18 protein-coding genes are annotated in these 21,188 nt (G+C 73.5%); 9 read left to right on the forward strand and 9 right to left on the reverse strand.

The genetic code is table 11. From position 1 onward, the window contains the following. Positions 1 to 43: 43 nt before the first annotated feature. Both D6689_04620 and D6689_04625 read left to right on the forward strand, forming a co-directional pair. On the forward strand, positions 44 to 1,816 hold the full coding sequence (locus tag D6689_04620; GenBank protein RMH43634.1) for a thiamine pyrophosphate-binding protein: 1,773 nt from the start codon (positions 44 to 46) through the stop codon (positions 1,814 to 1,816). Then, entirely contained in the window at positions 1,813 to 2,940 is a 1,128-nt protein-coding gene (locus D6689_04625) for a hypothetical protein (protein RMH43635.1), read from the forward strand. Before D6689_04620 ends, D6689_04625 begins: the two co-directional genes overlap by 4 nt. Here the strand turns inward: D6689_04625 and D6689_04630 are convergent. After that, complete coding sequence (locus D6689_04630) at positions 2,904 to 3,587, reverse strand: hypothetical protein (GenBank protein RMH43636.1); 684 nt, start codon at positions 3,585 to 3,587, stop codon at positions 2,904 to 2,906. The two genes, D6689_04625 and D6689_04630, sit on opposite strands and share 37 nt — an antisense overlap. A 2-nt stretch (positions 3,588 to 3,589) precedes the next feature. Between D6689_04630 and D6689_04635 the strand changes: the two genes are divergently transcribed. Then, positions 3,590 to 4,009 (forward strand): hypothetical protein, encoded by a 420-nt coding sequence (locus D6689_04635; GenBank protein ID RMH43637.1) that lies wholly within the window; start codon positions 3,590 to 3,592, stop codon positions 4,007 to 4,009. Between the two features lie 30 nt (positions 4,010 to 4,039). On the opposite strand, the gene D6689_04640 is transcribed toward D6689_04635, so the two are convergent. From D6689_04640 to D6689_04650, 3 genes are read right to left on the reverse strand one after another with little or no spacing between them, the layout of a single operon-like run. After that, on the reverse strand, positions 4,040 to 4,825 hold the full coding sequence (locus tag D6689_04640; GenBank protein RMH43638.1) for a symmetrical bis(5'-nucleosyl)-tetraphosphatase: 786 nt from the start codon (positions 4,823 to 4,825) through the stop codon (positions 4,040 to 4,042). Further along, positions 4,822 to 5,433 (reverse strand): hypothetical protein, encoded by a 612-nt coding sequence (locus D6689_04645; protein RMH43639.1) that lies wholly within the window; start codon positions 5,431 to 5,433, stop codon positions 4,822 to 4,824. The genes D6689_04640 and D6689_04645 overlap by 4 nt, the downstream gene beginning before the upstream one ends. Continuing rightward, on the reverse strand, positions 5,418 to 5,801 hold the full coding sequence (locus D6689_04650; GenBank protein ID RMH43640.1) for a hypothetical protein: 384 nt from the start codon (positions 5,799 to 5,801) through the stop codon (positions 5,418 to 5,420). The genes D6689_04645 and D6689_04650 overlap by 16 nt, the downstream gene beginning before the upstream one ends. Positions 5,802 to 6,008: 207 nt before the next feature. Here D6689_04650 and D6689_04655 point away from each other — a divergent pair, with 207 nt between their 5' ends. The 4 genes from D6689_04655 to D6689_04670 are packed head-to-tail and all read left to right on the forward strand — an operon-like array spanning position 6,009 to position 14,383. After that, positions 6,009 to 6,887 (forward strand): hypothetical protein, encoded by an 879-nt coding sequence (locus D6689_04655; GenBank protein RMH43641.1) that lies wholly within the window; start codon positions 6,009 to 6,011, stop codon positions 6,885 to 6,887. Positions 6,888 to 6,941: 54 nt separating this feature from the next. Continuing rightward, positions 6,942 to 11,549 (forward strand): glutamate synthase large subunit, encoded by a 4,608-nt coding sequence (locus D6689_04660; protein RMH43642.1) that lies wholly within the window; start codon positions 6,942 to 6,944, stop codon positions 11,547 to 11,549. Next, entirely contained in the window at positions 11,549 to 13,021 is a 1,473-nt protein-coding gene (locus D6689_04665; protein RMH43643.1) for a glutamate synthase subunit beta, read from the forward strand. The genes D6689_04660 and D6689_04665 overlap by 1 nt, the downstream gene beginning before the upstream one ends. 30 nt (positions 13,022 to 13,051) lie before the next feature. Next, positions 13,052 to 14,383, forward strand: a complete 1,332-nt coding sequence (locus D6689_04670) for a hypothetical protein (protein ID RMH43644.1) — start codon at positions 13,052 to 13,054, stop codon at positions 14,381 to 14,383. Between the two features lie 10 nt (positions 14,384 to 14,393). On the opposite strand, the gene D6689_04675 is transcribed toward D6689_04670, so the two are convergent. The 5 genes from D6689_04675 to D6689_04695 form a co-directional block, all read right to left on the reverse strand. Further along, complete coding sequence (locus tag D6689_04675; protein ID RMH43645.1) at positions 14,394 to 14,999, reverse strand: hypothetical protein; 606 nt, start codon at positions 14,997 to 14,999, stop codon at positions 14,394 to 14,396. Positions 15,000 to 15,034: 35 nt separating this feature from the next. Continuing rightward, positions 15,035 to 15,937, reverse strand: coding sequence for a hypothetical protein (locus D6689_04680; protein RMH43646.1), 903 nt, complete (start codon positions 15,935 to 15,937; stop codon positions 15,035 to 15,037). After that, entirely contained in the window at positions 15,931 to 16,908 is a 978-nt protein-coding gene (locus tag D6689_04685) for a hypothetical protein (GenBank protein ID RMH43647.1), read from the reverse strand. The genes D6689_04680 and D6689_04685 overlap by 7 nt, the downstream gene beginning before the upstream one ends. Before the next feature lie 149 nt (positions 16,909 to 17,057). Then, positions 17,058 to 18,092, reverse strand: coding sequence for a hypothetical protein (locus D6689_04690; GenBank protein ID RMH43648.1), 1,035 nt, complete (start codon positions 18,090 to 18,092; stop codon positions 17,058 to 17,060). Next, positions 18,085 to 18,726 carry a sigma-70 family RNA polymerase sigma factor gene (locus D6689_04695; GenBank protein ID RMH43649.1) on the reverse strand — a complete coding sequence of 214 codons (642 nt, stop codon included), beginning with the start codon at positions 18,724 to 18,726 and terminating at the stop codon, positions 18,085 to 18,087. Before D6689_04695 ends, D6689_04690 begins: the two co-directional genes overlap by 8 nt. 112 nt (positions 18,727 to 18,838) lie before the next feature. Between D6689_04695 and D6689_04700 the strand changes: the two genes are divergently transcribed. Continuing rightward, complete coding sequence (locus D6689_04700) at positions 18,839 to 19,543, forward strand: hypothetical protein (GenBank protein RMH43650.1); 705 nt, start codon at positions 18,839 to 18,841, stop codon at positions 19,541 to 19,543. Between the two features lie 37 nt (positions 19,544 to 19,580). Then, on the forward strand, positions 19,581 to 21,146 hold the full coding sequence (locus D6689_04705) for a hypothetical protein (GenBank protein RMH43651.1): 1,566 nt from the start codon (positions 19,581 to 19,583) through the stop codon (positions 21,144 to 21,146). Positions 21,147 to 21,188 lie beyond the last annotated feature (42 nt).

Raw genomic sequence — 21,188 nt, forward strand, 5'->3', positions numbered from 1 at the left:
CGCGGGCTTCTCTCACCGGCAGCGTTGTGCCATCGTCGCGGCGATGCAGAACCCACGCTCGACCGGCACCCACGGCGGCGCGCTCATCGCCGACGTGCTCGCGGCGCGCGGCGTCGCGCACCTGTTCACCCTGTGCGGCGGCCACATCTCGCCGATCCTCGTCGGCGCCAAGGCGCGCGGCATTCGCGTCGTCGACGTGCGCGACGAGGTGTCCGCCGTGTTCGCCGCGGACGCGGTCGCACGCATGACCGGCATCCCGGGCGTCGCCGCCGTCACCGCGGGTCCCGGCGTCACCAACACCGTCACCGCGGTCAAGAACGCCCAGATGGCGCAGTCGCCGGTGGTCGTGTTCGGCGGCGCCACCGGCACCCTGCTCAAGGGGCGCGGCTCGCTGCAGGACATCGATCAGCTGTCGATCATGAAGCCGATCACGAAGTGGGCGACGACCGTGCGCACGCTGCCGAGCCTGGCGCCCACCGTCGAAAAAGCGCTGGACGTCGCCGCGTCCGGCGTCCCCGGCCCGGTGTTCGTCGAGGTGCCGGTCGACCTGCTGTACCCGGAGGACATGGTGCGCGAGATGTACCTGTCCGAAAGCGGCGTCCGCAACGCGGACCACCTCGGCGCCAAGGCGCTCGAGCTGTTCATCAAGGGGCACCTGTACCGCCAGTTTCACCAGCCGCACCTGCCGATCGACGTGTCGCTGCGCGACGTGAAGCTGCCGCAGGTGCGCAGCCCGCGCGACAAGATCGGCGACGCGGCGGCCGCGCTGCGCCGCGCGCAGCGGCCGGCGCTCGTCGTCGGCAGCCAGGCGCTCGTCAACTGCCGCGACGCGCAGGCGATCGCCGCCGCGGTCGAATCGATCGGCGCGCCGGTGTGGCTCGGCGGGCTCGCGCGCGGACTGCTCGGCCGCCACAGCGACATTCAGTTCCGCCACAAGCGCAGCCAGGCGCTGCGCGAGGCGGACGTCGTGGTCGTCGCGGGCTTCCCGTTCGACTTCCGCCTCAAGTACGGCCGCGCGATCGGCTCGAAGGCCACGCTGATCGCCGCCAACCTCAGCGCGCACGAGATGCGCAAAAACCGCCGCGCCGACATCGCCGTGCAGATGAACGCGGGCCAGTTCCTCATCGACCTGGCGGCGGAACTCGGCGGCGCCGCCGGTCCGTGGGACGAGTGGTTGTCGACGCTGCGCGATCGGGAGCGCGCCCGGGATGCCGAGATCGCCGAGGGCGCGAAACGCCCGGGCGACGGCGGGCTCGTCAACCCGCTCGATTTCTTCCTGCAGCTCGAAGACAAGCTCGCGGACGACGCCGTGCTCGTGGTCGACGGCGGCGACTTCGTCGCGACGGCCGCCTACATCCTGCGGCCGCGCGGGCCGCTGCGCTGGCTGGACCCCGGCGTGTTCGGCACCCTCGGCGTCGGCGGCGGGTTCGCGATCGGCGCGTCGCTGGTCTACCCGCAGTCCGAGGTGTGGCTGATCTACGGCGACGGGTCGTGTGCCTACAGCCTCGCCGAGTTCGACACCTACGCGCGCCACGGGCTTGCGCCCATCGCGGTAATCGGCACCGACGGCTCGTGGGCCCAGATCGCGCGGGAACAGGTGCCGATGCTCGGCGACGACGTCGGCACGGTGCTGGCGCGCACCGCGTACCACGAGGTCGCGCGCGGCTACGGCGGCGAGGGGCTGTTGCTCACCGACCCGGCGCGCATCGGCGACACGCTCGACGAGGCCAAGGCGATCGCGCGCTCGGGCCGGCCCGTGTGCGTCAACGTGCACATCGCGCGCAGCGACTTCCGCGAAGGCTCGATTTCGATGTGATCGAAGACCGCGCCGGCGGTCGCGCCGGCGCGCCCCGATGCGCTACCGTCTCGCCGATGCCCGCCGCCGAGATCGAACACACGGCCCGAACGCTCGGCATCTCCACCGAGGCGGCCGAGTTGGCGCTGTCGTCCGACTTCATCGACCTGCACATCGACACGTTCATCCCCTACCGGCTCGTCCGCTACGACGTGCTCGATCGGCACGACAGCGGCTGGTTCGGCGGGCGGTTCTTCGGTCACGCGGATCTGCCGCGCATGACCGCTGGCGGACTCACCGGCGGCATGTGGTCGATCACGACCAACCCGTTTCGTCCCGCCCGCAACCGATGGCACGTGTTCCAGCGCAACCTCGCGCGCCTGCGCACCATCGTCGCCCGGTCGCGCGGCCGGATGCAGTTCGTGCGGACCGCCGCCGAATACCGGCGCGCGCGTGCCGCCGGCGCGCACGCGGTGATGCTGTCCATCCAGGGCGGCAACGCGCTCGAGGCCGCCCCCGGCGAGGTCGCCGCCGTGCCGGACCGGCTGCTCACGCGGGTCACGCTGGTCCACCTGACCAACTCGGTCTACGGCGCGAGTTCGACGCCGCTGGCCGCGCGCGTGCGCCGCGACCACGGACTCACCGCGCGCGGCAAACGCCTCGTCGAACAGCTCGACGCCTCGCGCGTGTTCGTCGACCTGGCGCACATCCACCCCCAGAGCTTTTGGGACGCGGTCGCCGCGCACGACCCGAGCTTGCCGCTCATCGACACGCACACCGGCGTCAAGGCGGTGTGCGACTGCTGGCGCAACCTCGACGACGACCAGATCAAGGCGATTGCCGACACCGGCGGCGTCATCGGCATCATGTTTCACCGCGCATTCCTCGAGCCGGGCGGCGGGCCGTGCACCGGCGCGCGGGTCGTGGACCACATGCAGCACATCATCGATTTGGTCGGCGACGATTTCGTTGCCGTCGGAACCGACTACGACGGCGCCGTCGTACCGCCGACCGACCTCGTGAGCGCCGACGCGCTGCCGCGCCTGGTGCAACACATGCTCGACCGCGGCTGGTCGGACGAGCGCATCCGAAAAGTGCTCGGCACGAACTATTTGCGGGCGCTGGCCGCACTGCGGCCCGAGTGAGCGCGGCGCGCGCGGACGAGCGACAGGGCGCTCACCACGGTCCACGTCCCCTCGAGCGCGATGAAGCCGACGCGGCGGTCCCACGCGGCGACCGCGGTGAGCGCCGCCGCGCCCGCGAAGTTGCACCACAGGTAGCCGGCGTCCGCCGGCGTGCAGCGGCCGCGCTGCAGCCGCACGAACGCCGCGAGGATCAGCGCCGCGCCGGCGGCCGACAAGCCCTGCATCGCGAGGTCCATCGGGCGATGTTCGCACGTGCCGCCGACCGCGGCGAGCGGGGTCCGGGCCGACCGCGGCGAGCGGGGTCCGGGCCGGCCGCGGCGAGCGGGGTCCGGGCCGGCCGCCGGCCGCGGCGAGCGGGGCGCGGGCCGGAGGGGCCAGCCCCCGAAGCGGGACCGCAGGCGCCAGGCGCGGTCGCGGCGGCCGCGGACGCGCCGGTCGGCGACCCGCCGTCGCGGTGGACGCTCGCGGCCGCCGGCGGCCGTGGCGACCGGCGGCCCGCGCGCTCGCGGCCCGTCGCGCCACGGGTTTTCGCGCCTGCGCCCCGGCGTGCGCACCATCGCGCGCGCGCACCGAGTCGCTCGCGCGCGTCCGGAGTTTTTCGGAATGTCGCTTGCATGTTCGGTCCGCCATGTCCGCAGGGAGCGCACGGTTGGCGATCGTCACGGTGGACGACGGATGGACGGCAGACGAGGCGGGCTGCGCGGCCGCGGGGACGCCGGCGCACCCGGGCGACCGCGCCGGAGCCTCCGCGCGTCCTGTCCAGGTCGACGACGGGTGGGATCTCGACGGCGGTCCGGACGGCGGTTTCGGCGGGGAGGGCGGCGGCGCCGCCGCGGCGATCGCCGTCGCCGTCGAACTCGTCGCGGAAGCGCCGGACGACCTGGACTACGCGGCGTACGAACTCGTTCCCGACGACGTGGACGACGGGTTCGACCTCGGGCTCACCGGCGCCGAGGCGGCGTTCTTCGCGCGCGGCGACGCGCCGCAGGTCCAGCCGATCGATACGTTCGACGACCTCGCCGAACCGCTCGCGCCGCTGTGGCGGCGCCTGCTGCGGCGACCGCGCTGACCGGCGCACCGGAGGCCGCGCCGCGCGCGATCAATCCCGACTCGGCTCGGAGAACACCGCGCGGTCGTCGAGGCGCACGGCGGTGAGCGCGCCGCCCCACACGCACCCCGTGTCCACCGCGATCAGGTTCGGCTCGATCAACAGGCCGAGCGCCGCCCAGTGGCCGAACACGATCGTGTGGTCCACCGCGCGCCGGCCGGGCACGCGAAACCAGGGGATCTGCCCGGGCGGCGCGTCCGCCGGCTCGCCGGCGAAGTCGTAGACCGGCTCGCCGTCGACGCCGCACAGGCGCATGCGGGTGAGCGCCGACGCGTCGTCGTACGCGAGCGTGCCGCGCCGGTAGATCGCCGCGATCGCCTCCGGCCAGTCGTCGCCTCGCAGCGACCGCTCGAGCGCGCGCGCCCGGCGCTCCGCTTCGTCGACGGTCCACGCCGGCTTGATCCCGGCGTGGACGAGCACCCGGTCGCCCTCGCGCACGATCAATGGTTGGTGTCGCACCCAATCGAGCAGCGCGTCGCGGTCCGGCGCGGCGAGCACGTCGGTGAACGTGTCCGACGGCTTCGGCGTGCGCACGCCGGCGGCACACGCGAGCAGGTGCAGGTCGTGGTTGCCGAGCACCGCGGTGGCGCAGGCGGCGTGATCGCGCACCCAACGCAGCACGTCGACCGACCGCGGCCCACGGTTGACGAGGTCGCCGGCGAGCCACAGGCGATCGCGCGCCGGGTCGAACGCGATGCGCGACAGCAGCGCCTCGAACGTGGCGAAGCAGCCCTGCAGATCGCCGACCGCGTAGGTCGCGCCGCCCCGACCGGTCACAACACGAAATCCACGCCCAGCACCACCGCCAGCGCGAGGTGCGGCTCGCCGGACATCCCGCGCCCCATGCGGGCGATGCCGGCGTGCAGGTCGGCCTGCGCGCCGACCGCGACCCGCGGCGCGACCTGCGCGCGGACGCCGCCGCCGACGACGACCGGCACGGCGATCCCCGTGAGGTCGTCGGCGCCGAATCGGACGAGTTCCACCCCGACGGTGCCGCGCAAAAACGGCTCGAACCCCTGCTTGCCCGGCAGCGTCCACCGCAGGCCGGTGTGGCCGCCGACACCGAATCCGTCGAGTTGGCCGTGGTCGCACCGCACGGCGTCGCCGCGGTCGCGGAAACACGCGGCACCGCCGCCGCCGACTGCCATGTCGAAGACCGACTCCGACCAGACGTCGTCCGCCAGCCGGTACAGGTACACGACGGCCACGCCCAGCCCGCCGGGCGTCGTGCCCCCGCCCATCCGCAGGCCGATCCGCGCGCCGAGTTCGTGCTCGTCGTCGACGCCCGCGCGCGCCCCCACCGCGCCGGCCGAGTCGGCGCGTGCGGCCGGCGCGGCCAGCGCGGCGCACGCCACCGCCGCCGCCGCGATCAGGCGCCTCGACACACCTTCACCTTGCCGGCCGTCTCCGGGCGAGCGTCCCGCTCGGCGCACCGCCAGGTCGGACCGAGGAACTCGCAGTCGGCGTCGACCGCGCAGGTAAACAGGCAGATGCCGCCGTCGTCGTCGACGCACGCGGCGCCATCGGGACAGTCGCGCGCACTCAGGCAGCTCACCGTGCAAAACCCGCCGGGATAGTCCTCGGCGTCCACGACGCACCGCTCGTCGCACTCGTCCATCCGGTCGCAGCGGGCGCCGATCGTGCGCGACACGTCGGAGTCGGCGCCGCAGCCGGCGGCGAGGGCCGCCGCGAGGCCAGCGGCGGCCGCGATCGGCGCGGCGCGAGCGAGGCTCCGGGCAGTCGTGCGCAGCATGCCCTCCTTGTATGCGATCCGCCGGGCGCGCGCAAAAAACGCGGCGGCGCGGCGGCTTGCGCGGCGGCTTGGGCGGCGCGGCGCGGCTTGGGCGGCGCGGCGGCTTGCGCGGCGCGGCGCGGCTTGCGCGGCGCGGCGGCTCGCGCGGCCGGCCCCGGCGCGCCGCGGCGAGCGCGCGGTCGTCCGTTGCGGTATGGTCCCGCCGCCATGAATCCTCGCAACGCTCTGTACCTGTCCCTCGTAGCCGTCGCCGCCTGCGCCGGCCGCAACGCGCCGGTCAAGGCGCCGGTGCCGGCGTCGTACGACCCCGCCAAAAACGATCCGAAGGCGCTCGCACTCATCCAGAAAATGACCGACGCGCTCGGCGGCGCCGCGGCCTGGGACGCGGTGCGCCAGCTGTCGTGGACCACGGAGGTCGAACTCAACGGCCAGCTCCGCGCCCACTACCACCACGACTGGGATCGATGGAGCGCGCGCCACCGGCTCGAGCACTTCAACCTGGCCTCGTACCAGCAGGCGCGCGCCACCGGCGACGACAAGCTCATCCAGCAGAGCGTCGCCATGTATCCGCTGTACGAGCGCAATCGAGGCGCGGCCTACTACGGCAAGCGCCACCAGATGCAAGACGGCATCTACTCGCAGCCGCTGCCGTCGGACGCGGCCGCCGACGCCATCGACAAGGCATACGCGCGCTGGCGGCAGGACGCATTCATGCTCGCGTTTCCGTTCCGCCTCACCGAGGGCGGCACCTACGTCAAGCACGACGGCGACCGCAACGACGAGTACTGCCCCAACGGCTGCGAGGTCGTCGCCGTCACCTTCGAGCCGCCGCTGCCGCAGGACAAGTTCTGGATCAACGTCGACAAGAAGACGCTGCGCCCGGTGCTCGTCGAGTGGCAGCAAGCGGACAAGCCCGGGCGCCTCGCCTACAAGGTGACCGGGTGGCAAAAGGTGGGCGGCCTCGAGTTTCCCACCGCGCTCGACAACGTCGGCGCCCGGAACATGGGCGATAGCGAGGTCTGGAAGTTCACCGACATCCAGATCGGCGACCCGGACGACATGCTCTATATCCCGCAAGTCCGGTAGACAACTCGGAAATACGCGCTTGCCGCGGTGCGTCGAAACTCGTAGAATGGCGCCGTGGCGGGACCCGTCCGACGCGTAGCCCCCGGCCGCTACGGCCTGTACGACCCCTCGACCGAGCGCGACGCCTGCGGGATCGGCTTCGTCGCCCACATCAAGGGCGAAAAGTCCCGATCGATCGTCGATCAGGCGCTCGAGCTGTTGCGGCGCCTGAGCCACCGGGCGGCGTGCGGCTGGGATCCGAACACGGGCGACGGCGCGGGGATCCTGCTGCAGCTGCCGCACCGGTTCTTCAAGGCCAAAGGGCTCGAACTCGGTTTCGACATGCCGCGCCGGCGCCGGTACGGCGTCGGGATGCTGTTTTTGCCGGCCGACGCCGGCGCCCGCGCGCGCTGCGAACAGATCGTCGAGGAGGTCGTCGCCGAGGAAGGCCAGCGCGTCATCGGCTGGCGCGACGTGCCGGTGGACCCGGCCCACGTCGGCGCGATCGCGCGCGACGTGATGCCCGTCGTGCGGCAGGTGTACATCGCGCGCCGGCGGCTGCCGCCCAGCGCATTCGAGCGCAAGCTGTTCATCATCCGCAAGCTGGTCGAAAACCGCGTGCGCGAGCGCGGCGTCGACCCGGACGGGCGGTTCCACGTCGCGTCGATGTCGGCCGAGACGATCGTCTACAAGGGCATGCTGCTGCCGTCTCAGTTGCCGCGGTTCTACCCGGACCTGCAGCACGCGGACATGGTGAGCGCCATCGCCGTGGTCCACTCGCGGTTTTCGACCAACACGTTCCCGACGTGGGATCTCGCGCAGCCGTTCCGCTACATCTGCCACAACGGCGAGATCAACACGCTGCGGGGCAACCGCAACTGGATGATGGCGCGCCGCAGCCAGCTGCAGTCCGCCAAGTTCGGCGGGCGGCTCGACCGGCTTCAGCCGATCATCGTCCCCGGCAAGAGCGACTCCGCGCAGTTCGACAACATGCTCGAGCTGTTGTACCTCGGCGGGCGCAGTCTGCCCCACGCCATGATGATGATGATCCCCGAGGCGTGGGAGAACGACCCGCTGCTCGACGAGGAGCGCAAGCACTTCTACCAGTACGCCGAATCGCTGGTCGAGCCGTGGGACGGCCCGGCGGCGATCGCGTTCACCGACGGCGAGATCGTCGGCGCGACCCTCGACCGCAACGGGCTGCGCCCTGCCCGCTACCTGATCACCGAGGACGATCGGGTCGTACTCGCGTCGGAGACCGGCGTCATCGATGTGCCGCCGGAGCAGATCCGCTACAAGGGGCGGCTGCAGCCGGGCAAGATGCTCGTGATCGACACGGCCGAGGGCCGCATCATCGACGACGACGAGGTCAAGCGCGAGATCACACAGCGGTGGCCGTACGGCAAGTGGCTCGCGAAGAACGTCTACGACATCGACCGCGACCCGTCGCAATACACCGGCTACAACCTGCCGCCGTTTCCCGACGTACCCGCCGCGCCGCGCATGTCGGGCGACGAGCTGCTCCGACAGCAGCGCGCCTTCGGGTTCACCGACGAGGACGAGCGGCTGATCGTGCTGCCGATGGCGCGCGACGGCAAGGAGCCGACCGGATCGATGGGCAACGACACGCCGCTGGCGGTGCTGTCGGACCGCGCGCCGACGCTGCCCAACTACTTTCACCAACTGTTCGCCCAGGTCACGAACCCGCCGATCGATCCGATCCGCGAGCGGCTGGTGATGACGCTCGCCACGGCGATCGGACCTGACGGCAACACGTTCGACGAGACGCCGGAGCAGTGCCACCGGATCGTCATGGACGGGCCGATCCTCACCAACGAGAAGCTGGCCAAGATCGCGTCGATCCGCGAGGGCGTGTTCGAGCCGATCAAATTGTCGATGCTCTACCCGGTCGCCGACGGCCCCGATGGCCTGGCGCGAGCGGTCGACCGACTGTGCGACGAGGCCCGCGAGGCGATCGACGACGGCTACAACGTGCTGATCCTCAGCGACCGCGGCGTCGACGCCAAGCACGCGCCAATCCCGGCGCTGCTCGCGGTGAGCGCGGTGCATCACCACCTCGTCCGCGAGGGCACGCGGATGCAGACCGGCCTGATCCTCGAAACCGGCGAGGCCCGCGAGGTGCACGACTTCGCGGTGCTGCTCGGCTTCGGCGTCGCCGCGATCAACCCGTACGTGGCGCTCGATACCGTCAAGGAGTTGGTCGCGACCGGGCGCTTGCCGTTCGACGTGGCGGAAGCCAAGCGCCGCTACATCAAGGCGGTGTGCGACGGGCTGTTGAAGGTGATGTCCAAGATGGGCATCTCGACGCTCCAGTCGTACCGCGGCGCGCAGATCTTCGAGTGCGTCGGCCTCAACCGCGACCTGATCGACCGCCACTTCCCGGGCACGCCGTCGCGCATCGAGGGCATCGGCCTGCGCGAACTCGGCCGCGAGGTACTCGAGCGCCACGACCGCGCGTTCGGCGCCCAGGCGATCGCGATCGGCGACACCCTGCCGGTCGGCGGCCAGTACCAGTGGCGGCGGCGGGGCGAGGTGCACAAGTGGAACCCGGCGACGATCGCCAAGCTGCAAGCGGCCGCCCGCGCCAACGACCCCGCGCTGTTCGCCGAGTACGCGGCGCTCGTCGACGACGAGGACCGAGCGCTGTGCACCATTCGCGGCATGCTCGACTTCGCGACCGACGGGGTCGACCCGATCCCGATCGACGAGGTCGAGCCGGCCGCCGACATCGTCAAACGGTTCTGCACCGGCGCGATGTCGTTCGGCTCGATCAGCCCGGAGGCGCACGAGACGCTCGCGATCGCGATGAACCGCATCGGCGGCCGGTCCAACAGCGGCGAGGGCGGCGAGGAGTCGCACCGCTACGAGCGCGACGACAACGGCGACTGGCGGTCGAGCCGGATCAAGCAGGTCGCATCCGCGCGGTTCGGCGTCACGGCGCACTACCTCGTCAACGCGGACGATCTACAGATCAAGATCGCGCAGGGCGCCAAGCCGGGCGAGGGCGGCCAGCTGCCGGGCCACAAGGTCGACGAGCGCATCGCCAAGGTGCGCCACTCGACGCCGGGCGTGACGCTGATCTCGCCGCCGCCGCACCACGATATCTACTCCATCGAAGATCTGGCGCAGCTCATCTTCGACCTCCAGGCGATCAACCCGAGCGCGCGGGTGAGCGTCAAGCTGGTGAGCGAGGTCGGCGTCGGCACGATCGCGGCCGGCGTCGCCAAGGCGCACGCGGGCGCGATCGTCATCGCCGGCGCGTCCGGCGGCACCGGCGCGTCGCCGATCTCGAGCATCAAGCACGCCGGCCTGCCGTGGGAACTCGGCCTCGCCGAGACCCAGCAGGTGCTGGTGCAAAACAACCTGCGCGGCCGCGTGCGCCTGCAGGCCGACGGCGGCATGCGCACCGGCCGGGATCTCGCGATCGCCGCACTGCTGGGCGCCGAGGAGTGGGGCGTCGCCACCGCGGCGCTCATCGTCGAGGGCTGCATCATGCTGCGCAAGTGTCACCTCAACACCTGCTCGGTCGGCGTCGCGACCCAGGACGAGCGGCTGCGCGCGCGGTTCCGCGGCCGCGTCGACGACGTGGTGCACTTCTTCTTCCTGATGGCCGAGCACCTGCGGTCGATCATGGCGCGCCTCGGCTTCCGCACCGTCGACGACATGGTCGGCCGGGTCGACCGCCTGCGCGCGCGCGACGACCTCGACCACTGGAAGGCGCGCACCGTCGACCTGTCGGCCGTCCTCGCCCAGCCGGACGCACCGGCCGAATGGCCGCGCCGGTTCGTCGAGGCCGTGCCGTGGGATCTGTCCGGCCACCGCGACCGCGCGATTGTGGCGCGCGCGCAGGACGCGATCGACGGGCGCGGCCGCATCGTGGTGGACCTGCCGGTGGCGAACACCGATCGCGCCGTCGGCACGCTGCTGTCGGGCGACATCGCGCGCCGCCACGGCGAAAAGGGCCTCGTGGACGACTCGATCCGCGTGCGCCTGTCGGGCTCGGCCGGCCAGAGCTTCGGCGCGTTCCTCGCCAACGGCGTCACCCTCGAGCTGGCCGGCGACGCCAACGACTACGTCGGCAAAGGCCTGTCGGGCGGCCGCATCATCGTCAAACCCCCGCCGGGCAGCCGGTTCGACCCGGCCGACAACATCATCATCGGCAACGTCGCGCTGTACGGCGCGACGTCCGGCGAGCTGTTCGTGAACGGTTTGGCCGGCGAGCGGTTCGCGGTGCGCAACAGCGGCGCGCGCGCCGTCGTCGAAGGCGTCGGCGACCACGGCTGCGAATACATGACCGGCGGCGTGGTCGTCGTGCTCGGCCCGACCGGCCGTAACTTCGCCGCCGGCATGAGCGGCGGCATGGCGTTCGTGTTCGACCGGGACCGGTCGTTCCGCGACAAGTGCAACCTCGGCATGGTCGAACTCGAGTCGCTCGTCGACGAAAGCGACCTGTGGCTGGTCTACCACCTGATCGAAGACCACGTGCGCCACACCGGCAGCCCGCTCGGGCAGCGCGTGATCGACAACTGGGAACACCTGGTGTCGCAGTTCGTCAAGGTCATGCCGACCGAATACAAGCGGGTGCTGCAGGCGCGCCGGGCCGCGCTGCGGCCGAAGCGGCCCGCGCCGCAACTCGCCATCGTCGACGGAGGGCGCTCCTGATGGGCAAGCCGACCGGTTTCCTCGAGTGGGCGCGGCGCATGCCCGACCGCCGCGATCCGAAGGTCCGTCTCGGCGACTGGAACGAGGTCTACGAGCCGCAACCGGCCGAGCGCGCCGTCGAGCAGGCCGCCCGGTGCATGGACTGCGGCGTCCCGTTCTGCCATCAGGGCTGTCCGCTCGGCAATCTGATCCCCGACTTCAACGATCTGGTGTACGAGCAACGGTGGCGCGACGCGCACCGGCGGCTCGCGTCCACCAACAACTTCCCCGAGTTCACCGGCCGTGTATGCCCGGCGCCGTGCGAACCAGCGTGCACGCTGTCGATCAACGACGACCCGGTCACCATCGAGCAGACCGAAAAGGAGATCATCGAGCGCGCGTTCCGCGAGGGCTGGGTGCAGCCCGCCGCACCGCGCCAGCGCACCGGCAAGCGCGTCGCGGTGGTCGGCAGCGGACCGGCCGGCCTCGCGGCCGCCGCTCAGCTCAACTCCGTCGGCCACCGCGTCCGGGTGTTCGAGGCGGCGGACCGCATCGGCGGATTGCTGCGCTACGGCATCCCGGACTTCAAGCTCGAAAAGTGGGTGGTCGACCGGCGGATCGACATCCTGCGCGCCGAGGGCGTCGACTTCGTCACCAACGCGGCGGTCGGCACCGACCCGACCTGGTCGGAACTGCACCAGACCTACGACGCGGTCGTCGTCGCGATCGGCGCGCGCCGCCCGCGCGATTTGCGCGTGCCGGGTCGCGACCTGCGCGGCGTGGTATTCGCGATGGACTACCTCACGCGCCAGAACAAGCTCAACGCCGGCGACCCGGACCCCGACCCGGCGCTCGACGCGCGCGGCAAGCGAGTCGTGATCCTCGGCGGCGGCGACACCGGCTCCGACTGCCTCGGCACCGCCCTGCGCCAGGGCGCGGCGCAGGTCCACCAGATCGAGCTGATGCCGCGGCCGCCCGACGAGCGGCCGCCGGCGAACCCATGGCCGCAGTGGCCGATGGTGTACCGGGTGTCGTCGAGCCAGGAGGAGGGCGGCGCTCGCGACTTCGCGGTGCTGACCAAGCGCCTCAGCGGCGACGGCGGCGCGCTGTCGCGCCTGCACGCCGTGCGCGTGGACGTCAAACCGAGAGCCGGCGGCGGCCTGCTGTTCGACGAACTGCCGGGCACCGAGTTCGACATCGAGGTCGACCTGCTCATTCTGGCGATGGGGTTCGTCGGGCCCGACACGCAGCAGCTCCAGGACCAGCTCGGGATCGAACTCGACGCCCGCGGCAACGTACGCACCGACGACCGGTTCGCCACCAACGTCGATGGCGTGTTCTGCGCCGGCGACGCCCACCGCGGCCAGAGCCTCGTCGTATGGGCGATCTGCGAGGGGCGCGAGGCCGCGCGGCACGTCGACATGTACCTGCGCGGGTCGACGGCGGCCTGGCTGCCGACGCGCGGCGCCGATCTGCCGTTCGGCGGCCGCTGACCGCGCCCGGCGCTGCGCTATCCTGACGCGGTGGCGCGCGCGCACATCGCATGGCTGGCCGCGGCCGCGTGCGCGGCCGGCTGCGGTTCGCCTCCGACCGATGGCCGGGAACCGCTGGCGTGGTCGGTCGCGCTGTCCGAACTGCCGGCAGCGCTGCGCGGCGTGTGCGCCGGCGGCGGCGCGATCGTCGCGGTCGGCGGCCGCGACGGCGCGCTCGCGCTCGAATGGACCGACGGGCGATGGCGGGCCGCGCCGCTGCCGCGGGACGCCGGGCGGCTGTGGTGGTGCTGGCTCGACCGCGACGGCCGCGGCTTTGCCGTCGGCGAACGCGGCACCGTGCTCGCGCGCACCGGGCCGCTGGCGTGGCAGCGCGACCCGACCGGTGACGCGATCCCGACCGACGCGACGCTGTACGGCGTGTGGGGGACCTCGGTCGACGACGTGCACGTGGTCGGCGGCAGCTTCAACCCCGGCCAGACGCGCACGGTGGCCGCACGCCGCACGCCGGACGGCTGGACCGCGGCGCCGGTCGGGTCCGTCCCCGACGCGGTGCTGTTCAAAGCGTGGGGCGCGGCCGCCGACGACGTGTGGATCGTCGGCGCCGACGGAGCGCTGGCGCACTTCGACGGCACGGGGTGGCGCCCGTTCGCGTCCCCGACCGCACAGCGGCTGATCGCCGTGTGGGGCACGGCGGGCGACGACGTGTACGCCGTCGGCGGCGACGCGGCCGGCGTGGTCCTGCACTACGACGGCGCGGCGTGGGCGCCGTGGGCGTCGACGCCCGAACGGCTGTCGGGGGTATGGACGGCGGCCGACGCGCCCCTGTACGTCGTCGGCGACCGCGGCTACACCGCGCGGATCGATCGGGCCACCGGCCAGCGCGACGAGGCGATCGCGCTGCGCGACGTCGACCTGCACGCGGCCGTCGGCCTCGCCGGCGGCGGCGTCGCCGCGTGCGGCGCGGACCTGCTCGCCGGCGGCAACCCGAGCTGGCGCGGCGCGCTGGTGACGACCGGCGCCGACCTGGCTGGCCCCATCGACCTGCCCGACGCCGGCGCGCCCGACGCGGCGACCGCCGATGCCGGTCGGCCACCCGACGCGGGGCCGGCGGTCGACGCCGGCGCGAGCGCGGACGCCGCCGCGCTGCCCGGCGAGGGCGAACCGTGCGGCCCGCCGCCCGACCTGTGCCGCGCCGACCTCACCTGTTGGGGCCTGCTCACCAGTGAGGTGTTCTTGTGCACGCAGGAGTGCGCCCTCGCATCCGAATGCTTCGCCTACGGCCCGGGCGCGTGCTGCGCCGTGCCCGGGTTCCAGACGGCGCAGCGCGTGTGCATCCCCGCCGGCTACGCCGAATGCCGGTGACGCGCCGGCCTCACCGCCCGACGTACGGCTCGAGCACCGCGCCGCGCGACATCGCGGCCAGCAGCGCCTCGGCAGCCCGCGGCGACCGCCGCGCCTCTCGTTCGAGCGGGCCGAGCACTTGCTGAAACGTGCCGCCGCCGCGCATCGGCCCGAGTCGTTGCCACGTCAACTCCGCGGCGACATACGCCGCACACTCGCCGATCGCGATGGCAAACTGCGGCGTCGCGATACGCGCGAGCCGCGCCAGCTCCGCGATCGTCCTGCCGCTGAGCCCACCGCCGGTGCGAACCCACGCCTCGACGGTGTCGCAGTCGTCGGCGTCGACGATGATCGACGACCGCGGCACGCCCGGCAGCCGCGCCGCTCGCGGCGCGATCGCGCCCCTCTCGGGCGGCGTGATCAGGTCCACGCGGCCGGCGGCAGAGCGAATGCTCACGTGCCGCACGAACCGCGCATCGCACGCCGCGTCCCGCGCGATCGCGCGCGCGCCCGCGAGCGGCATTTCGGTCCACTGTCCATCCGCCGCCGATACGTACAGGCTGTGGGCGTCGATCTCGACGCGCGCCCGCCGCGGCCGGCTAGGGATCTCGACGGTGGTCGCGACCCGCGGGACCATCTTTCCTCATGCTAGCACGCGCGCGCCGGCGCGCCTCAGTTGCAGGTACCGTACAGCTCCTGAATCTGCACGACGCCGGGGCCCACGCCCTTGGCCGTGCCGAACGTGCACCCCGCGCGCTGGCCGCCGTACTCCTGAAGCGGCTGCGTCCCGATCAGCAGGCCGCTGCCGTTTGCGCCCGTAGCTCCCGCCGCCGGCGACAGCACCGAGCGCGACAACGGCCCGCCGTCGGCAAAGTAATAGTCGTCGCCCGGCTGCGGCGTGCCGCCCTCGGTGATCGTCACGCCGGCCGCGGGTCGCCCCGACAAAAACGGAAACAGCGGCGGCTGCGAGGCATCGAGGAAGATGAGCGCAAGCGCGCCCATGTCGGAGAACGTCGCGCCGCCGAGCCCCGCCGCGGCGCTCCACGCGCGGTCGGTGTCGGCGCGCAGCGTGTAGGCGTTGACGCGAACCGCGCTGCCGGTGCTCGCCGGCACGATGGTGAGCACGGGCTCGTAAACATCGCCGGCGCCCGCGTCGTCGGTCGTGAGCACGAGCAATCCCGGGATCAACCCGGTGACGCCTTGCGCGACGAACCAGCCGCACGCATCGGGCGTGGCCTCCGCCAGCGACGGGCCGCCCGGGAAGTCCACCGCATTGAAGAACCGCACCGTCACCGTGCCTCCTCCGGGCACGATCGACGTATCCTCGACGTCCAAAACGCGCCCGCACACGGTGATGCCGACGCCGCCCGGCGCGGGGCACGGCCCGTCCACCATCGCCGCGCAGCCGCCGGCGTCCGCGCCGCCGCCGTCCGGCGTCGCCGCGGCGTCGACCGCGGCGCGCGCATCGGCGCGCCCGTCCCCCGCATCGCCGAGCGCGGTGAGCACGTCCCCGGCCGTCGCATCGCACGCGACGGACCACACGGCCAGCGCGCAGGCGACCCCCCGCGCTACCACGACCATCCCACCCCCAGATAGGCCGCCACCCATCCGCCCTCCACGTTCACTCCGTCCGAACCGTCGACGCGACCGCGCACCGGATACACATGATAGCCGGTCTCGGCCGACAGCTCGATCGCGATCCGGCCGGCGCCGAGGATGCCGACCGTCGCGCGGGCGATCGGCGCCGCGAGCTTGCCCGACACGGTGCCGCCGGCGACGCCTGGCCCCGCCGGGCGCCCGGACAGGGTGACCGAGCCGACCCGGCCGCCGACGCCGGCGCGCGCGCGGAACGATCGCCATGATCGATGTACATACACCCACGCGCCCCCCCACAGCGCGGTCACGTCGACGGCGCCGAGCGGTTCGCGCCGCGTCCCCGATTCGACGAGCACGTCGGCCCCCCAGCCGATGCTCGCCGGCCCGTCGAACGCAACCCGCACCCCGCCGCCGAGCCGCCAGCCGTCGCGCCCCGCCACCGCGCCGCCGACCGCGGCCGCGGTCGCCCGCCATCGCGGCGGCGCGGCGGGCAGGCGCCGGGTCGCGATGGCGCGGGCCGATCGCCGCGTCGCCTCCGGCGCGCGCGCGTCGGCCGGCGCCACCTTCGGCGGCGCTTGCAGCTCAATCCAGCTCGCCACCAACAGCTCCATCATCGCGAGCGCGAGCAGCCGCTCGCGTCCCTTGGCGCCGAGCCGTATTCGGCGGGCGAGCGACTTGCCGGTGACCGGGTCGCGCACGCCCACTTGCACGAGCGGCCCGTCGCAGTGCGCGGTCACCGCGATGGCGTCCGGGTCGTCGCGCTCGACGGCCGACGGCACCGATGCGCCCAGCTCGAGCGCGAACAGCCGCCGCACCTCCGCGGCGTCGACGTCGACGCACGCGTCGATGCGCAGCGACACCGCCACGCCCTCCGGAGGCGTCTGCGCGCGGACGCCCGCCGGCACCATCGCCGCGACCGCCGCGAGCGCTACCGGTGCGCGGCCGACCATCGCAGCCATTGTACCGCCGCGGCGGCGGGCGGCCGCGGCGCGCGGCGCAGCCCACCGGGTCACTCGCCGGCGGCCGCGGCGCGCGGCGCAGCCCACCGGGTCACTCGCCCGGCGGCCGCGGCGCGCGGCGCAGCCCACCGGCCACCGGGTCACTCGCCGGCGATGCGCCGCATCTCGCGCACGCGATGCCCGTTCGGGTAGCGCCGCAGGTAGTCGCGCGCGCGATCGCGTGCGCGTGCCGCCTCACCCGCTCGCGCCCACGCCTCGGCCTCCCGCGCGAGCGCGTCTTCGGCCAGCGGGCCGTCGGGCGCGAGCGCGCGCGCCCGCGCGAATGCGTGCGCCGCCTCGCGCGGATCGCCCAGTTCGTCGAGCCACACCCGCCCGAGGGTGAACGCCGCCAGCGGCGCCCGCGGATCGCGCGGGTAGTCGCGCACGACCGCGGCCAGCGGGTCGACGGCGGCGCGCGACCGGCGGCCGGCGCGCGCGCGATCGGCCTCGCGCAACAGATCCGCCACCCGCTCGCGCGGCGACCGCTCCCGCGGCGGCGCGGCGGCGCGCGCCGGTGGCGCGTCGACCGCGTCGGGCGGTGGGAACCGCGCGGTGTCCCCCGCGCGCACCTGCGTCCGCTGTCCCCGCCACTCGACCTCGAGCACGCCGTCGCCGGCCCACACCTCGGTCGCGCCGTCGTAGCGCGCGACCGAAAATTCCGCCGCGTACACCGCGATGCGCACGTCGCCGCTCACCACCTGCAGCGGCCGCTGCGGCCGGCGCGGCGCGTGAAACACCGCCTTGCCCGCGACGACGCGCACCTCGGCGCGGTCGCCCGCGTCGCGCACCACCTCGACCGCCGCGCCATCCGACCCCGCCTGCACCACCGTCCCGTCGCCCAGGGTTGCCAGCGACTCCACCGTCGGGGACGGCTCCGGGGCGAGCGGCGTGACCACCGGCGGGGGCGCCGGTTCCGCCCGCCGCGCCACCGGCTCGGGCGCTCGTCGCGACGGCGCGAGCCGGTACGCCGCCATCGCGACCGCCGCCGCGCACGCCGCCGCCCCGATCGTTCGCGCGACCGCGCGCCGCCGCCGGCGCACGCGCAGGCCGCGCCACGTGCGGTCGGCCCGCTCCGGCGTCCAGTCGACGTCGACGTGGCCGAGCGCTTCGCCAAGCTTGTCGGGCAGATCATTCATTGCCGACCTCCTGGACCGACCTCGCGGCTCGCCGGCCCAATTTCCCCTTGTCGTCGTTTACCGCGGCGGTAATCGCATCTTGCGCCGCCTTGATCCGGCGTTTCGCCGTGGCGAGGGAGCAGCCGCACAGCTCGGCCACCCGCTCGAGCCGCTCCCCTTCGACGTAGCGGAGCGTCCACGCGAGCCGCTGGTCGACCGGCAGCCGGTCGAGCACGCGGTACACGCCGGCGATCATCGCGCGGTGTTCCGGCGACGCGCCGCGGTCGGCGACCTCGTAGTAGTCGTCGGCCGCGTCGAGATGCAACAGCGCACGCAGCCTGCGCGCGCGCAGCCGGCGGCGACACTGCCGCACCGCGACGGTCGCGAGCCACCCCTTGACCGCATCCGGGTCGCGGATCTGCCGAATCCCGCGGTGGGCCGCGAGAAACACGTCCTGGATGAGGTCGTCCACCTCGTCGTCGCGCCCGAGCAGCCGATGGCCGATCCGCGCCACGTACGGGGCGTACCGGCGAAAGAACTGCTCCAAGTCGAGGGCCGCTTCGTCCATGGAAAGCGCGGCGAGGCGAAGTTCGAGCGCCCCCGGCGGATGCTCGCGCGCGATCATCTCGATCCGGCAGTGGTCCGCGGGGGGCAAAACGGCTCAGGCCATACGGAATCTTACGGGGTTGCGGACTCGCACAGAAGCCCCGGGCGCCATTCGTGCCGATTTGAAACCGGGGGCCGGCCCGTGACACGATGGATCGCGCATGGGTGCGAGGGGGATCGCCGCGGCGCTGGCGGCCGTCGCCGGCGCCGTGACGGCGCGGGCGCAGACCTGCCCGGCGCCCGCCGGCGCCGCTCCCTCGCTCCGCGCGGCCACCGCATCCGCGCGCCACGCCTTTCTGGCCGGCGCGCTCGCCCGCGAACGCCATCGCGGCCGCTGGTGGAACCTCGGCTGGGGCTGGGGATTCGTCGCGGCGACCGCGGGACAGGCGGCGGTCGGCGCCGCGATCGACGAGGACAGCGCCCTGTGCCGCGCGTGCCAGTTCGTCGGCGCCGGCAAGTCGGCGATCGGCGTCGTGGCGACCTGGGTGCTGTATCCCGTGCGCGTGCGCGCGGTCGCGCCGCGCGCGGCGCCGACCTGCGCCGACGTCGCGGCCGCCGAGCGCGCGCTGGCCGACGCCGCCGCGAGCGAGCGCGTCCCGTGGTTGCGCCACGCCGAGGGCATCGCGCTCAACGCGGCCGGCGTCGTCTACCTCGGCCTGGCGCACGACGAGTGGCGCAACGGCTTGATCGGCGCGGCAGTCGGCGTCGCCGTCGGCGAACTGCGGCTGTGGTCGCGTCCGCGCGGGGCGATCGCGGCGTTGCGCGCGTACCGCGCCGGGCGGCTTGCGCCCGCGCGCGCCACAAACTGGCACGTGAGCCCCACCTTCGGCGGAGCCGCCGGATTCGTTGTCACCGGAACATTCTGATCGGCGCGCTGGCCGCCGGAATTCGCAGCCACATGTCATGACTTGCACCGCAACCACGTCACTCGCCATCGCGACGGCCGCCCTCGTCGCCGCGCGCATCGCGGCGGCCGGCGGCCTGGTCGTCCCCGGCATGGGCCCGCAGGCGCAGGCGCGCGCCGGCGCGTTCGTCGCCAAGGCCGACGACCCGACCGCGCTGGCCCACAATCCGGCCGGCTTCGCCAAGCTCGACGGCACCGTCGCGTTCATCGGAGCGAACTTCGTGCGCATGGCGCTCGCGTTCGCGCGGACCGGCGCCTACGAGGACCTGCCCGAGGCCGACGAACCGTACGAGGGCCTGCCCTACCCGGAGGTCGAAAGCCATCCGTCGCCGTCACCGGGCATCGGCGGCTTCCAGGCGGTCCCGTACGTCGCCGTGACCACCGACTTCGGCCACCCGCAGTGGCCGGTGCGCGCCGCGATCGGGCTGTACTCGCCGCAGGGCTACGCCGCCCGCGCGTTCCCCGAGACCGTCACCGTCGCCGGCGTCGATGCGCCGGCGCCGCAGCGCTACGACGTGTTCGAGCAATACGGCCAGGTCGCGCATCCGTCCGTGGCGCTCGCGTACGCCGCGACTCCGACGCTGTCGTTCGGCGCGCGCGCCTCGTGGGGGTTCGCCCGGATCCGCACCCGCAAGGTCGTCTGGGCGATCCGCAACTACGAGGAGTGGATCGAAAAGGACAGCGTGACGACCATCCGCACGACCGACCCGTTCATCCCGTCGTTCGGGCTCGGCGCGCTGTGGTCGCCGTCGCCGGCGTGGGAGTTCGGAGTCGGCTACGCGAGCGCCGTGCACGTCCGCTCGAAGGGCACCGTCCGCTCGCAACCCGGGTCCGCCGTTCCGGCCGGCAACGCGAACCTGATTCCGATCGACGACGAGTTCGCCCGCTGCGCGCCCGGCGGCGTCGAAGGCGCGCTCAAGATCTGCCTCGACTTCGACCTGCCGCAGACCGTCCACGCCGGCGGCCGCTGGATCGCGCGCGACGCGGGCGGCCGCGAGCGCGCGGACGTCGAACTCGACGTCAAATGGGAGCAGTGGTCGAAGGCCGGCGTCACGACGACCACGACCGACGCGATCGCCGCCAACGGGCCGCTGGACGTCGCCCGCATCCGCCACGGCTTCATCGACGTCGTCTCGATCCGGCTCGGCGGCGCGTACGCGCTGCCGGTCGCGCAGCGCGCCGTCCAGTTGCGCGCCGGCGTCGCGTGGGACACGAAGACGGCCCCGCTGAGTTGGACGCGCGTCGACCAAGACGGCAAGCCGCGCGCGACGCTCGCGACCGGCGTCGCCTACACGGCGGATCGCTGGCGCATCGAACTCGGCGGCGGGTACGTGTGGGAACCCGACCGCACGGTTCCGGACGACTGCAAGCCGCCGTCGGGTCCGACGCGCGACGACCCCGGGTGCCAGCCGGGGGGAGTCGAGACCCCGGTCGCGGACCGAAGTCGCCCCGATCCGGCGCAGCCGCTCACCGGCGCGAACAACCAGATCGAGAGCCCGTTCAATGCGGGCACGGTGCGGTCGCACTACGTGTTGCTCCACGCCGGCGTGACCGCCTGGTTCTGACGGCGATCGCCGCACGCGCCGGGTTTCGAACGGAGGTTTCGC

It is taken from the genome of Deltaproteobacteria bacterium (genome assembly GCA_003696105.1).
In the GTDB taxonomy this organism is placed as follows: Bacteria; Myxococcota_A; Polyangia; order Haliangiales; family J016; genus J016.